The organism is Actinophytocola sp., assembly GCF_036402745.1.
In the GTDB taxonomy this organism is placed as follows: domain Bacteria; phylum Actinomycetota; class Actinomycetes; order Mycobacteriales; family Pseudonocardiaceae; genus Actinophytocola.
Map to the genome: position 1 here is coordinate 39,592 of NZ_DASWSJ010000110.1, position 14,413 is coordinate 54,004.

Annotated in this window: 9 protein-coding genes and 1 pseudogene; 2 read left to right on the forward strand and 8 right to left on the reverse strand. The window is 70.2% G+C overall.

Going from position 1 to position 14,413, the window contains the following annotated elements; genetic code table 11:
- Window positions 1-14: 14 nt before the first annotated feature.
- From VGD70_RS10600 to VGD70_RS10620, 5 genes are all read right to left on the reverse strand, one after another.
- The gene (locus tag VGD70_RS10600; RefSeq protein WP_331080603.1) at window positions 15-1,385 is read right to left on the reverse strand and encodes a GH1 family beta-glucosidase; all 1,371 of its coding nucleotides are present in this window, start codon (window positions 1,383-1,385) and stop codon (window positions 15-17) included.
- Window positions 1,386-1,449: 64 nt separating this feature from the next.
- A complete protein-coding gene (locus VGD70_RS10605; RefSeq protein WP_331080605.1) occupies window positions 1,450-2,331 on the reverse strand; it encodes a carbohydrate ABC transporter permease in 882 nt (293 codons plus the stop codon).
- A complete protein-coding gene (locus tag VGD70_RS10610; RefSeq protein WP_331080606.1) occupies window positions 2,332-3,327 on the reverse strand; it encodes a sugar ABC transporter permease in 996 nt (331 codons plus the stop codon).
- Complete coding sequence (locus tag VGD70_RS10615; RefSeq protein ID WP_331080608.1) at window positions 3,324-4,616, reverse strand: ABC transporter substrate-binding protein; 1,293 nt, start codon at window positions 4,614-4,616, stop codon at window positions 3,324-3,326. Before VGD70_RS10615 ends, VGD70_RS10610 begins: the two co-directional genes overlap by 4 nt.
- Window positions 4,617-4,954: 338 nt before the next feature.
- Window positions 4,955-6,364, reverse strand: coding sequence for a glycoside hydrolase family 16 protein (locus VGD70_RS10620; RefSeq protein ID WP_331080610.1), 1,410 nt, complete (start codon window positions 6,362-6,364; stop codon window positions 4,955-4,957).
- Window positions 6,365-6,761: 397 nt separating this feature from the next.
- Between VGD70_RS10620 and gltB the strand changes: the two genes are divergently transcribed.
- Together gltB and VGD70_RS10630 are read left to right on the forward strand one after the other, a co-directional pair.
- Window positions 6,762-11,330 carry a glutamate synthase large subunit gene (gene gltB, locus VGD70_RS10625; protein ID WP_331080612.1) on the forward strand — a complete coding sequence of 1,523 codons (4,569 nt, stop codon included), beginning with the start codon at window positions 6,762-6,764 and terminating at the stop codon, window positions 11,328-11,330.
- The gene (locus tag VGD70_RS10630; RefSeq protein WP_331080614.1) at window positions 11,323-12,843 is read left to right on the forward strand and encodes a glutamate synthase subunit beta; all 1,521 of its coding nucleotides are present in this window, start codon (window positions 11,323-11,325) and stop codon (window positions 12,841-12,843) included. Before gltB ends, VGD70_RS10630 begins: the two co-directional genes overlap by 8 nt.
- Window positions 12,844-12,850: 7 nt before the next feature.
- Here VGD70_RS10630 and VGD70_RS10635 read toward each other — a convergent pair whose 3' ends face one another.
- From VGD70_RS10635 to VGD70_RS10645, 3 genes and pseudogenes are all read right to left on the reverse strand, one after another.
- On the reverse strand, window positions 12,851-13,246 hold the full coding sequence (locus VGD70_RS10635; protein ID WP_331080616.1) for a VOC family protein: 396 nt from the start codon (window positions 13,244-13,246) through the stop codon (window positions 12,851-12,853).
- 50 nt (window positions 13,247-13,296) lie between these two features.
- A complete protein-coding gene (locus VGD70_RS10640) occupies window positions 13,297-13,920 on the reverse strand; it encodes a DUF3558 family protein (protein ID WP_331080618.1) in 624 nt (207 codons plus the stop codon).
- A 292-nt stretch (window positions 13,921-14,212) separates the two neighbouring features.
- Window positions 14,213-14,413, reverse strand: a pseudogene (locus tag VGD70_RS10645) (histidine ammonia-lyase); the annotation flags it as partial.

Sequence of the window (14,413 nt, forward strand, 5' to 3'; positions counted from 1 at the left end):
GCTCGCAAGCTCGCTCATGTGTCTATGCCGTTCGTGCTGATCACCTGCCGGTACCAGTGGGCGCTGTCCTTCCAGACCCGGCGCTGCGTCGGATAGTCCACGTGGACGATGCCGAACCGCTTCGAGTACCCGTACGCCCACTCGAAGTTGTCCAGCAGCGACCACACGAAGTATCCACGAAGGTCGACGCCCGACTCGATCGCCTCGTGCACCACCGCCAGGTGCTCGCGCAGGTAGGAGATCCGCTCGTGGTCGCGCACACCCCCGTCCGACCCCAGCTCGTCGTCGAACGCGGCGCCGTTCTCGGTGATCATGAGCGGAATCGGCGCGTACTCCTCGTGCACCCGGTGCACGACGTTGCGCAGGCCCTGCGCGTCGATCGCCCAGCCCATCGCGGTCGCGGGCCCCGGCTGGCTGACGAACCGGACGTCCGCGCACGCCGGCCACGGCGACGGGCCGGCCACCGGCGGGCCGGCGTCGACGAGCGTCGGCGTGTAGTAGTTGATGCCCAGCAGGTCCAGCGGCGCGGAGATCGCCTCGAGGTCACCGTCCTCGACGAACGACCAGTCGGTGAGGCCGCCGGTGTCGTGCCGCACGTCGACGGGGTAGTGGCCGCGGAACAGCGGGTCGAGGAACAGCCGGTTGCCCAGCCCGTCGATCCGCCGCACGGCCGCGGTCGCCTCGGCGGAGGTCGCGCCGGGCATCACCGCGCACAGGTTCAGCGTGATCGACACCTGGGTGCCCGCCGGCAGCGCCGAGCGCAGCGCGGACGCGCCCAGCCCGTGCGCCAGCAGCAGGTGGTGCGCGGCCCGCAGCGACAGCGCCGGGTCGGTCCGGCCCGGCGCGTGCTCACCCGACGCGTAGCCGAGGAACGCCGCGCACCACGGCTCGTTCAGCGTCGTCCAGATCGGCACCCGGTCGCCCAGCCGCGCGGCCACCAGGTCGGCGTACTCGGCGAACCGGAACGCGGTGTCCCGCGCGCCCCAGCCCCCGGCGTCCTCCAGCTCCTGCGGCAGGTCCCAGTGGTAGAGCGTCAGCATCGGCGTGATGCCGCGCGACAGCAGCTCGTCCACCAGCCGCGCGTAGTGGCCCAGGCCGGCCGGGTTCGCCGGGCCCTTGCCGCCGGGCTGGATCCGGGGCCAGGACACGGAGAACCGGTACGCCGGCAGGCCGAGGTCGGCCATCAGCGCGACGTCGGCCGGGAACCTGCGGTAGTGGTCGGCCGCCACGTCCCCGGTGTCCCCGTTCGCCACCAGGCCCGGCGTGTGCGCGAACGTGTCCCAGATGGACGGTCCGCGCCCGTCGGCGGCCGGGGAGCCCTCGATCTGGTACGCCGCCGTCGCGGCACCCCAGGTGAACCCCTCGGGAAAGTCGAGTCGGGTCACGGCGTTCCCTCGCAGGCTCGGTGGCGCCGTTCACGGTCGCCCTGTGTTCGATCGTTCGCTCCGCTCACCCCTTCACCGCCCCTTGCATGATTCCTCCGATGATCTGCCGCCCCAGCAACAGGAACACGATCAGCATCGGGAAGGTGGCGATCACCGTGCCCGCCAGCACCAGCGAGTAGTCCACCTCGATGCCGCTCGCCGTGTTGGCGATCGCCACCTGAACCGTGGGGTTCTGCGTGTTGAGCAGGATGAGCGGCCAGAACAGGTCGTTCCAGTAGGTGATGAACGTGAGCAGGCCCAGCACCGCCGCACCCGGCCGGGCGACCGGCAGCACCACGCTCCAGTAGATGCGCAACGTCGAGGCGCCGTCGACGCGGCCGGCCTCCAGCAGCTCGGTCGGCATCGCCGAGACGAGGTACTGCCGCATGAAGAACACGCCGAACGCGCTCACCAGCGCCGGCACGATGACCCCGCGCAGGTCGTTGGCCCAGCCGAACCACTGGGTGACCATGATGTACAGCGGGATGATCGCGAGCTGGGTCGGCACGAGCATCGTGGCGACCACCGCGGTGAACAACCCGTTGCGGCCGCGGAAGGACAGCTTGGCGAACGCGAAGCCGGCCAGCGTGGACGTGAACACCACGGCCACCGTGATCGTGCCGGCCACGAGCACCGAGTTCGTCAGCGCCAGCCCGAAGTTGCCCTGCTCGAACGCCGCGGACAGGTTGTCCCACAGCGAGCCGCCGGGCACCAGCGGCGGCGGGTAGCGGCCGATCGCCGACTGGTCGCGCGAGGACACCACGATCGACCAGTACAGCGGGAAGATCGAGAACACCACGATCGCGAGCAGGATCCCGTAGGTCACCCAGCCCGCCGAGTCGGGCGCCCTGGCCCGGCGCCGCCGCGGTGGCGCTGCCGGCGCCGGGGGAGCGATGGTCGTCGTCATCTAGTCCTCCGCCGATCGGATCCGCCGCACCAGCAGGAAGTTGACCAGCGCGATCACCACGGTGACCAGGAACAGCGTCCACGCGATCGCGGCGGCGTAGCCGTAGCGGCCGTTGGTCCAGAACTGCTGGTACAGGTAGAGCACGACGGTCTGGAACTGCCGTTCGGAGCCGCCGTTGTTGTTGCGGGTGGTGTCGAACAGGAACGGCTCGGCGAACAGTTGCAGCGCGCCGATCGTCGACACGATCACCGTGAAGATGATCGTCGGCCGCAGGCTCGGGACCGTGATGTACCAGAACTGCTGCCACTTGCTCGCGCCGTCGATGGACGCGGACTCGTACAGCTCGTACGGGATCGTCTGCATCGCCGCGAGGTAGATCAGGCTGTTGTAGCCGGTCCAGTGCCAGGTCACCATCGCCGACACCGCGAGCCACGACGACCACTTCTCCGCGCGCCAGTCCAGCGGGTTGTCCAGGAACGGCTGGAGGAACCAGTTCAGCAGCCCGAAGTCACGCGCGAAGATCTGGTTGAAGATCAGCGCGACCGCGGCCACCGAGGTGATGTAGGGGACCAGCACGCCCATCCGCAGGAACAGCCGGCCGCGCAGCCGGTAGTTCAGCAGGTGCGCGATCCCCAGTGCCAGCAGCAGCTGCGGCACGGTCGACACCAGCCCGATGCCGAACGTGTTGACCAGCGCGTTGTGGAAGTTGGTGTCCTGCAGGAGGTTCGTGTAGTTGTCCAGCCCGACCGAGACGTCCTCGCTGCCGGGCTTGCGCGGGCTCCACGACGTCGTCGAGATGAACGCCGTGTACACCAGCGGGAACAGGCCGAACACCGCGAACAGCGCGAAGAACGGCAGCACGTACAGGTACGGCGAGCCCTTGACGTCGAGGCGGTAGAGCCGCGAGCGCCAGGCCTGCCGCCGGGGCGACGGGGTCTCCGCGGGGCGCCACCGGTCCTCCGGTGCCGCCCCGCGGCGGTCGAGCTGGGCCGTCATCCATCACCTGCGGCGGCCTTGATGTCGTTCATCGCCGACTCCCACGCCTTGTCGGGGTCGGTGCCCTGCTCGACGCTGTTCAGCGCGCCGGCGAAGGTGTTGCCGATGACGCCGCTCTGCGGCCCGTAGACCTGCACCGGCGCGTTCTCCAGTGACGCGGGGAAGATCTTGCCGGCCGGCGCGCCGGAGAAGAACTCCGAGGTGAAGTCCGCGACTTCGGGTTGGCTCCACGTGCTCTTCTGGCTCGGGAAGTTGCCGATCGTCTTGAACAGCTTGACGTTCTGCTCCGGCGCGGTCAGCCACTTGGCGAGCTCAACGGCCGCGTCGATGTTCTTGCCCTGCGAGGGCACCGTGACGTAGGAGCCGCCCCAGTTGCCCGAGCCGCCGGGGATCGTGGCGATGTCCCACTTGCCCGTGGTCTCCGCGGCGTTGGCCTGGATGTAGCCCATCATCCACGCGGGACAGGTGACGGTCGCGAACTGGCCCTGCTGGAAGCCGGTGTTCCACTCCGGCGAGAACTCCGGCAGCGCGGCCGACTGGCCGTCCTTGATCGCCGAGACGGTGAGGTCCCACGCCTCGCGCACCGCCTTGTTGCTCTCCACGATCAGCTCGCCGTCGGCGTTGTAGTAGGTCTCCTCGTCGTTGCCGAGGATGCCGGTGAACACGTGCCCGCCGGCGTCGAACCACTTCACCTTCGGCACCTTCTGGGTGAACCGGTTGCCGACGTCGACGTAGTCTGCCCAGGTCGACCACAGCGCGGAGACGTCCTCGCGCTTGGTCGGCAGGCCGGCCTTGGCGAACAGGTCGGTGCGGTAGCACATCGCGAGGCCGCCGATGTCGGTCGGCAGCCCGATCAGCGTGCCACCGTCCGCAGTGGACGCCCGCTGGACGGTCGACTCGGTCCACTGCGAGGTGTCGACGCCCTTGTCCGTCAAGTTCACGAACTTGTCCGGCTGCCCGATGTAGCCGGACACCTGGCCCACCTCGATCACCTCGAGGTCGGCCGCGCCCGAGCCCGCGGTGAGCCGCGCCTGCAGGTTCTGGTGGTGCGTGCCGAAGTCGCTCCGGTTCTCCACGATCTTGACGTTCTTGTGTGCCTTCTCGTACTCGTCGTAGAGCTCCCGGTTGTCGGGTAAGGAGAAGCTGTCGCCGAAGACGTTGATGTTCAGCGTGATCTCGCCGTTCGCGCCGGCGCCGCCCCCGCTGCTTCCGCACGCGGCGAGGACGAGGGCACTCACCGCCGCGAGCGATGCGGCGATCGCGACCGTGGGTCGTCTGGACGTACGCATGTGGGCCTCCTGCGGCCGGTCGGCCGGCCACGTCGCTGTGGGTTCGAGCCGCGATCATGAGAGCGCTCTCATGGGTTCCCGAAGGATCTCGTTCGCATCGGCACCTGTCAAGACCCCGTAATCAGCACGTTGCGGACAAAAGACCGGCTCTCCTCGCACCAGGGACGGGGTGCGAGGAGAGCCGGTCGGCGTGGTGTCCGCCACCCTCTCGGTGGACACCACACCAGCGATCCGAGCTCCACGTGGCCTGTTACTGGTCGATCGGATCGCCGTTCGTGCCGCGGAGGTAGCCGGCGTCGACGCGGTCGGTAACCGGTCGCCGCAGGGACGCGGACAGGTCAGTGGCCGAAGTTGAACCAGTTGACGTTCACGAAGTCGGCCGGCTGGCCGCTGGTGAACGTCAGGTACACGTCGTGCACCCCGGTGACGTTGGAGATGTTCGCCGGGATCGTGCGCCAGCTCTGCCAGCCGCCGGTGTTGGCGACCGCGAAGCTGCCGATCGGGGCGTTGGACCGGGAGTCGAGCCGGACCTCGACCAGCCCGCTCACGCCGCCGGCCGCGCCGGAGGCCACCCGCGCCACGAACTGCGTGGCCGGGGTGGCCCCGAAGTCGATGCCGTTGTACCGCGCCCAGTCGCCGTTCCCGGCCGGGCCGACGTAGCTGCCGCCGCCCGTGTCGGTCGCCGCGCCGATGGTCAGCCCGGCCTGCTGCTGGAAGGCCTCGGCCTCGATGCGGTTGTAGGCACTGCCGCCGCCACCGGGCGGCGGGTCGGTCGGGCTGCCGCCACGGGTCCACACCGCGACGTAGTCGACCATCATCGGCCGGCCGGGGACGGTCTCCGCGACCGGCGTGGCGCGGCCGGCCAGCGCGTCGGGGAACGCGCCGCCGATGGCGACGTTGAGGATGACGAAGTAGCCGCCGTGGCCGGTCATCTGGTTCCACGTGTCGGCCGGCAGCTGGTTCTGGCTCACGCTGTGGAACTGCTGGCCGTCGACGTACCAGCGCAGCTGGTTGGGCGACACGCTCTGGTCCCACTCGAACCGGTAGGTGTGGTAGGCCGACTGGCACGAGGCGCCCGGGCAGGCGCGGTTGGCGCCGATGCCGGTGGTCTCGTTGCACGGCCCGCCCGGCGACACTCCACAGTGGAGCACGCCCCACACGGAGTTGATCCCGTTGACGTTCTCCATGATGTCGAACTCGCCGATGCCGGGCCAGTTCCAGTAGTTGCCGCGGAACGGCGCGCCCAGCGCCCAGAACGCGGGCCAGTAGCCGAGCGCGGGGTTGCCGGTGACGTTGGGCATCTGGATGCGGCCCTCGATGCGCAGCACGCCGCCGGCCGGGGGCTTGAAGTCGGTGCGCTGGGTCTCGATGCGCGCCGAGGTCCAGTTGCCGGCGCCGTCGCGCAGCGGGGTGATCCGCAGGTTGCCGGCGCCGTCGACGCTGACGTTGGCGGGGTTGTTGGTGTGCGCGGCGATCTCGCCGGTACCCCAGTTGCCCGGGCCGCCGGGGTAGTTGTGGCCGATGTCGAAGATCCAGTTCGACGACGACGGCAGCGTGCCGGCCGCGCCGTTGAAGTCGTCGGCCCAGACCTGGGACCAGCCCGCATCCGGTGGGGGAACGGAGGCTTCGGCGGTCTGGGTCAGCGGGGTGATGATCGCGACCGCCGCGGCGGCCGCGCCGAACGCGACCAGCCGGCGGCGCCGGCGTGGGGGTGCGCCGGGGTGAGGTGGGGGAGAGGTACGGGGCATGGCGGTGACCTCCTCGTCACGCTCGGGCAGGGTTTCCGAGTGCCTGTCAGCCAGGCCGCAGATATTGCCGTATGTCATGGAAGCGCTCTCACGGGTCGCTTGTCAACCGCCTGACGTGGGTCTCGGTGAGATCGGTGCGCCGGTCGACGTTCTTCCAATTCCGACCGCAGCGGTTACCCTGGGGTAGGCGAGCGCCGGTGCCGCGGCCGCCCCCAACCGGGGTGTGCGGCGCAATATCGTGCGGATCACGTCAATCGTTACACCGATCCCGACAAATCCGCTCTCGACGCGTAGATCCTGGGTTTCAGGACTGTTAAGCTCGTGTCAACACGCGGGCCACCGCCGTCCCGCGCCCAGGTATTCAACTGAGCGCGAGGACGACGAGGGAGGTCGACGCGTGATTTTTTCTGCCATTCCCGCTGCGCAGGGTCTTTACGACCCCACTGCCGAGCGTGACGCGTGTGGCGTGGCCATGGTCGCCGACATTCAGGGGCGCCGTTCGCACGGAATCGTCACCGACGCCCTGGTGGCACTGGCCAACCTGGAGCACCGCGGTGCCGCCGGGGCCGAACCAACCAGCGGCGACGGCGCCGGCATCCTGCTCCAGCTGCCCGACGTCCTCCTCCGGGACGTCGTGGACTTCGACCTTCCCGAGCCCGACGCGACGGGTGCGCACGCCTACGCCACGGGTCTCGCGTTCCTGCCCACAGACCTCGATCAGCGAGCCAGAGCCGTCTCGCTGATCGAGCGCATCGCCGAGGAGGAGGGCCTGGAGGTGCTCGGCTGGCGGGACGTGCCCGTCGCGCCCGAGTCCGCCGACGTCGGGCCCACCGCCCGCTCGGTGATGCCGCACTTCGCCATGCCGTTCGTCGCCGCCTATCCGGACGCCGCCGGCAACCGGGTCGCCGGCATCGAGCTCGACCGGCTCACCTTCTGCCTGCGCAAGCGCGCCGAGCACGAGAGCGTCGCGGCCGGCTGCGGGGTCTACTTCCCGTCGCTGTCCGCGCGCACGCTGGTCTACAAGGGAATGCTCACCACCGCGCAGCTGCCGGTGTTCTTCGCCGACCTCACCGACGAGCGGCTGGCCAGCGCCATCGCGTTGGTGCACAGCCGGTTCTCCACCAACACGTTCCCGTCCTGGCCGCTCGCGCACCCGTTCCGGTTCGTGGCGCACAACGGCGAGATCAACACGATCCGCGGCAACCGCAACCGCATGCGGGCCCGCGAGGCGCTGCTGGCCACCGAGCTGATCTCCGGCGACCTCACCCGGCTCTACCCCATCTGCGACCCGGACGGCTCGGACTCCGCGTCCTTCGACGAGGTCCTCGAGCTGCTCCACCTCGGCGGGCGAACCCTGCCGCACGCGGTGCTGATGATGATCCCGGAGGCGTGGGAGAACAACGCCACCATGGATCCCAGGCGCAAGGCGTTCTACAAGTTCCACTCCAGCGTCATGGAGCCCTGGGACGGCCCGGCCAGCGTCACCTTCTCCGACGGCACGCTCGTCGGCGCGGTGCTCGACCGCAACGGCCTGCGCCCGGCGCGCTGGTGGCGCACCACCGACGACCGCGTCGTGCTGGCCAGCGAGACCGGCGTGCTGGACGTGCCGCCGGAGAAGATCGTGGCCAAGGGCCGGCTGCAGCCGGGCCGGATGTTCCTCGTGGACACCGAGGCCGGCACCATCGTCGACGACGACGAGATCAAGTCGGGGCTCGCCGCGGAGCTGCCGTACGAGGAGTGGCTGCACGCGGGCCTGCTCAAGCTCGCCAACCTGCCCGAACGCGAGCACGTCGTGCAGACCAACGAGTCCGTGCTGCGCCGCCAGCTCTCCTTCGGCTACACCGAGGAGGAGCTCAAGATCCTCCTCGCGCCGATGGCGCTCAACGGCGCCGAGCCGATCGGCTCGATGGGCACCGACACCCCGCCGGCCGCGCTGTCGCAGCGGTCCCGGCTGCTCTACGACTACTTCAAGCAGAACTTCGCCCAGGTCACCAACCCGCCGCTGGACGCCATCCGCGAGGAGATCGTCACGTCGGTGCAGCGGATCATGGGCCCGGAGCAGAACCTGCTCGAGCCCAGCCCCGCGTCCTGCCGGCACATCCAGCTGCCCTACCCGGTCATCGACAACGACGAGCTCGCCAAGCTCATCCACGTCAACGACGACGGCGACATGCCCGGCTACGCCTGCACGGTCGTGCCCGGGCTGTACGAAGTGGACGGTGGCGGCAAGGCCCTCGAGGAGGCCATCGCGCGGGTGCGCAGGGACGCCTCCGAGGCCATCGCGGGCGGCGCGCGGATCCTCGTGCTGTCCGACCGGGACTCCGACCACCGGATGGCGCCGATCCCGTCGCTGCTGCTGGTCTCCGCGGTCCACCACCACCTGGTGCGCACCAAGGAGCGGCTGCGGGTGGCGCTGGCCGTCGAGACCGGCGACGCGCGCGAGGTGCACCACGTGGCGCTGCTGCTGGGCTACGGCGCCGCGGCGGTCAACCCCTACCTCGCCTTCGAGACCATCGAGAACGAGATCCGGCGCGGCACGATCACCGGCATCGACCCCCGCCAGGCCATCCGCAACTACGTGGCAGCGCTCGTCAAGGGCGTCCTCAAGATCATGTCCAAGATGGGCATCTCCACCGTCGGCGCCTACACCGCGGCGCAGGTGTTCGAGGCGTTCGGGCTGGCCAACGACGTGCTGGACGAGTACTTCACCGGCACCAGCTCCAAGCTCGGCGGCGTCGGGCTCGACGTCATCGCCGACGAGGTGACCGCGCGCCACCACCAGGCGCACCCGGAGAACCCGACCGACCGGGTGCACCGGCGCCTGGAGGTGGGCGGCGAGTACGCCTACCGGCGCGAGGGCGAGCTGCACCTGTTCACCCCCGAGACCGTCTTCCTGTTGCAGCACGCCACGAAGACCCGCCGCGAGGACGTGTACCGCAAGTACGCCGACGAGGTCGAGCGGCTCAACCGCGAGGGCGGCGCGCTGCGCGGTCTGTTCAGGCTGCGCACCGAGGGCCGCACCCCGGTGCCGCTGGACGAGGTCGAGCCGGTCGAGTCGATCCTCAAGCGGTTCAACACCGGCGCGATGTCCTACGGCTCGATCAGCGCCGAGGCGCACGAGACGCTGGCCATCGCGATGAACCGGATCGGCGGCCGGTCCAACACCGGCGAGGGTGGCGAGGACACCGACCGGCTCTACGACGCGGAACGCCGTTCCGCGATCAAGCAGATCGCGAGTGGACGGTTCGGCGTCACCAGCGAGTACCTCGTCAACGCCACCGACCTGCAGATCAAGATGGCGCAGGGCGCCAAGCCGGGCGAGGGTGGTCAGCTGCCGCCCAACAAGGTGTGGCCGTGGATCGCGCGCACCCGGCACTCCACCGCGGGCGTCGGGCTCATCTCGCCGCCGCCGCACCACGACATCTACTCCATCGAGGACCTCGCCCAGCTCATCCACGACCTCAAGAACGCCAACGAGCACGCGCGGGTGCACGTCAAGCTCGTCAGCGAGCTCGGCGTCGGCACGGTCGCGGCGGGCGTGTCCAAGGCGCACGCGGACGTCGTGCTCATCTCCGGGCACGACGGCGGCACCGGCGCCTCGCCGCTCAACTCGCTCAAGCACGCCGGCACGCCGTGGGAGATCGGGCTCGCCGAGACGCAGCAGACGTTGCTGCTCAACGGCTTGCGCGACCGGATCACCGTGCAGGTCGACGGCGCGATGAAGACCGGCCGGGACGTCATCGTCGCGGCGCTGCTCGGGGCCGAGGAGTACGGCTTCGCCACCGCGCCGCTCATCGTGGCCGGCTGCGTCATGATGCGGGTGTGCCACCTGGACACCTGTCCGGTCGGCGTCGCGACGCAGAACCCGGTGCTGCGCGAGCGGTACACCGGGCAGGCCGAGCATGTGGTCAACTTCTTCCACTTCGTCGCCACCGAGGTGCGGGAGATGCTGGCCGAGCTCGGTTTCCACACCCTCGACGAGGCCATCGGCCACGCGGAGCTGCTCGACACCGACGAGGCAGTCCACCACTGGAAGGCCAACGGGCTCGACCTCTCGCCGATGTTCGTGGTGCCGGAGACCAGCTACGGCGGCGCCCGGCGGCGGGTCCGCGCCCAGGACCACGGGCTCGACCAGGCGCTGGACCGCACGCTCATCCAGCTCGCCGAGGCGGCGCTGGAGGACGCGCACCCACTGCGCCTGGAGCTGCCGATCCGCAACGTCAACCGCACCGTCGGCACGCTGCTCGGCTCCGAGGTCACCCGGCGCTACGGCGGCGACGGGCTGCCCGACGACACCATCCACATCGGACTCGAGGGCTCTGCAGGCCAGTCGCTCGGCGCGTTCCTGCCGGCCGGCATCACGCTGGACCTGGTCGGCGACGCGAACGACTACGTCGGCAAGGGCCTGTCCGGCGGGCGGATCATCGTGCGGCCGCACCCCGACTCGGCGTTCGCCGCCGAGCAGCAGGTCATCGGCGGCAACGTCATCGCCTACGGGGCCACCGGCGGCGAGATCTTCCTGCGCGGCCGGGTCGGCGAGCGGTTCTGCGTGCGCAACTCCGGCGCGGTGGCCGTCGCCGAGGGCGTCGGCGACCACGCGTTCGAGTACATGACCGGCGGCCGGGCAGTGGTGCTCGGGCCCACCGGCCGCAACCTCGCGGCGGGCATGTCCGGCGGCATCGCCTACCTGCTCGACCTCGACCAGCAGCTGGTCAACACCGCGATGGTCGACCTGCAGCGCCCCAACGGCGAGGACCTGCGCTGGCTCCGCGAGATCGTGGAGCGGCACCACACCCTCACCGGGTCCGCCGTCGCGGCATCGCTGCTCGGTGACTGGACCCGGCGCGGGGCGTCGTTCACCAAGGTGATGCCGCGCGACTACCAGCGCGTGCTCGAGGCGATGCGGCTCGCCGCCGCCGAGGGGCGCGACATCGACGAGGCGGTCATGGAGGCTTCGCGTGGCTGACCCCAGCGGCTTTCTCAAGAACCAGCGGAAAGATGCGCCGAAGCGGGCCAAGGAGGACCGGCTGGCGGACTGGCACGAGGTCTACGCGGACATCGAGCCGGCCGAGCGGGACAAGCAGGTGCGCACCCAGGCGTCGCGGTGCATGGACTGCGGGATCCCGTTCTGCCACTCGGATTCCGCGGGCTGCCCGCTCGGCAACTTGATTCCCGAGTGGAACGACCTCGTGCGGGTCGGCGACTGGGCGGCGGCGAGCGAACGCCTGCACGCCACCAACAACTTCCCGGAGTTCACCGGCCGGCTGTGCCCGGCGCCGTGCGAGTCCGCGTGCGTGCTGTCGATCTCGCCGATGTCCGGCGGGCCGGTGGCCATCAAGCGCGTCGAGGAGGCCATCGCCGACGTGTCGTGGGAGAAGGACCTCGTCCGCCCGCGGCAGGCGGCGGTGTCGTCCGGCAAGCGGGTGGCCGTCGTCGGCTCCGGCCCGGCCGGGCTCGCCGCGGCCCAGCAGCTCACCCGCGCGGGGCACGAGGTCACCGTGTACGAGCGGGACGACCGGCTCGGCGGGCTGCTGCGGTACGGCATCCCCGAGTTCAAGATGGAGAAGAAGATCCTCGACCGGCGGCTCGCCCAGCTGCGGGCCGAGGGCACCCGGTTCGTCACCGGCTGCGAGGTCGGTGGTGCCAAGCCGGGTGCCCTGTCGGTCGAGACGCTGCGGGCCACGTTCGACGCGGTCGTGCTCGCGGTCGGCGCGCTGCGGGGCCGCGACGCGCCGGACATCCCCGGCCGGTCGCTGTCCGGCGTGCACCTGGCGATGGAGCACCTGGTGCCGGCCAACAAGGAGTGCGAGGGCGACGGGCCCACGTCCATCTCCGCGGAGGGCAAGCACGTGCTGATCATCGGCGGCGGCGACACCGGCGCGGACTGCTACGGCACGGCCACCCGGCAGGGTGCGCTGTCGGTGACGCAGCTCGACCAGTACCCGCAGCCGCCGGACGCGCGCGACGAGGAGATCTCGCCGTGGCCGGTGTGGCCGTGGGTGTTGCGGACCTACCCGGCGCACGAGGAGGCGGGGGAGCGGCGGTTCGCCCTGGCCGTCGAGGAGTTCGTCGGCGACGAGTCCGGGGCGGTCAGGTCCGTGCGGCTGCGCGAGGTCGTCGTCCGCAAGGACCCGGCGACGGGCGTTCGCGAGGTCACCCCGGTGGGCGACCACGTCGAGGTGATCCCGGCGGACCTGGTGCTGCTCGCCATCGGCTTCGAGGGCGTGGACCACATGCCGCTGCTGGACGGTCTCGGCCTGTCGCCGACCCGCCGGGGCACCCTGTCGTGCGGTTCCGACTGGCAGACCCCCGCCGAGGGCGTCTTCGTCTGCGGTGACGCGCATCGCGGGGCCTCGCTGGTGGTGTGGGCGATAGCGGAGGGCCGGTCCGTGGCCGGCGCGGTCGACGCCTTCCTCACCGGCCACTCGGACCTGCCCTCGCCCGTACACCCGACGGCGTTGCCGCTGGCGGTGGTCTGATCCTCGGTCAGGCCAGGTTGAGCTGCCAGGAGACGCCGTAGCGGTCGTTGACCCAGCCGAACTTGGTGCTGAAGCCGTGGTTCGCCAGCGGCATCAGCGCGGTGCCCTTCTCGGCCAGCGCGGCGTAGAGCCGGTCGATCTCGGCCTCGTCGGCGGCATCGACGTAGAGCGAGACAGCCGGCGTGAAGCCGAACGGGTGCGTCTCCGAGCTGTCGATGCACATGAACCGCTGGCCGGCGAGGGTGAAGGTGGCGTGCTGGACCGAGCCCTCGGCCCCGGGCCCGTCGGCGCCCCACCGCGAGAGGGAGACCACCTCGGCATCGTCGAAGAGCGACAGGTAGAAGGTCATCGCCTCCTCGGCCTGCCCGTCGAACATGAGAAACGTGGTGATCTTCTGCGCCATGCCGATCATCCTGTAGTACTGACTTATATAAGTCGGAACTGTATCATCGGCTAGGCGCGCGCGGCGTCGACGACCCACTCGGCCGCGGTGACCATCCGCTGGCAGAGCTCCGGGTCCGAGCCGCCGGTCGACGCGGACATCGAGATGCCCTGTGTCGATCCGGCGCCGACCACGACCTCGCACGAGGCCGCCGGGTCGAACCTGGACCGCAGCGCGGCCGGGAGGCCACGGATGGTTCGTTCCTCGAAGACCTGCCAAATCAGGTCCTTGGTGGTGGCGTTGAGGTCGTTGCTCTCCCGGTAGACCTCGGCCAGAGGGTCGCCGCTCAGAATGATCTCGAGGCGGAACAGGTACGTCTCGGTCCGGCCGGGCGCGCTCTGGTTCGTGAACCATTCGCAGATCCCGGACTCGGTGTTGGCGCCTTCCGAGGTCTGCGGTGGGAGATCCAGCTCGGTGACCTGGTCCTTGCTCAGCAGTGCACACGGTTGGAGACGGTGTGGACGAAGATCCACGGGCTGGGCTGCCTCTGGTGGCACGGAAGGGCGCAGCGTCGATTCGGTGGTCGTGGTGCTGGTCGTCGATGGCGTCGGAGGGGCGTCGGTTCCGGTGCAACTCGCCATCGACACCGCCGTCACCAGGATGAGCACTGGCAGGGCCAGGGCCGGCCGGGGCATCTCACTCACCCCCGAGCCGCTGAGCGATCACGCCGTCGGGCTTGGCCTTCTCGTCGGCATACCGCCGGCGTTCCCGCCCACGTGTTGCCCGGGTCGCCGAGCTGGTTGGTGACCGACTCGCAGATCTCCGTCCGACCGCTTGGGCAGCGTTCACGCTGTACTCGTGCTGTATCGCGACGCAGGAAATGATCTTGTTCAGCGCTGGCATAACTGGCCCCAGTTACGTCGAGTGTTCAGGACGTTACTCGCGTACGACGTCGGCGGTAGTCGGTCGGTGCCTTTGCGGGAGCGACTAGATGTCGGCCAAGCGGTCCATCAGTGCGACGGCCGCCTCGAGGTCCGCTGACAACGAACGGTCCGCCAGGTCAGGGTCGAGGACCGCGTCCGCCAGGTCGAAGGCCTCGCGGATCGGGAGGTCCAGCATCTCCGCCGGGCGCATGCGCAGGGCGCGGACCGCGGCCACCAGCTCGCACGCCAGCACCTGCCGGTAGGC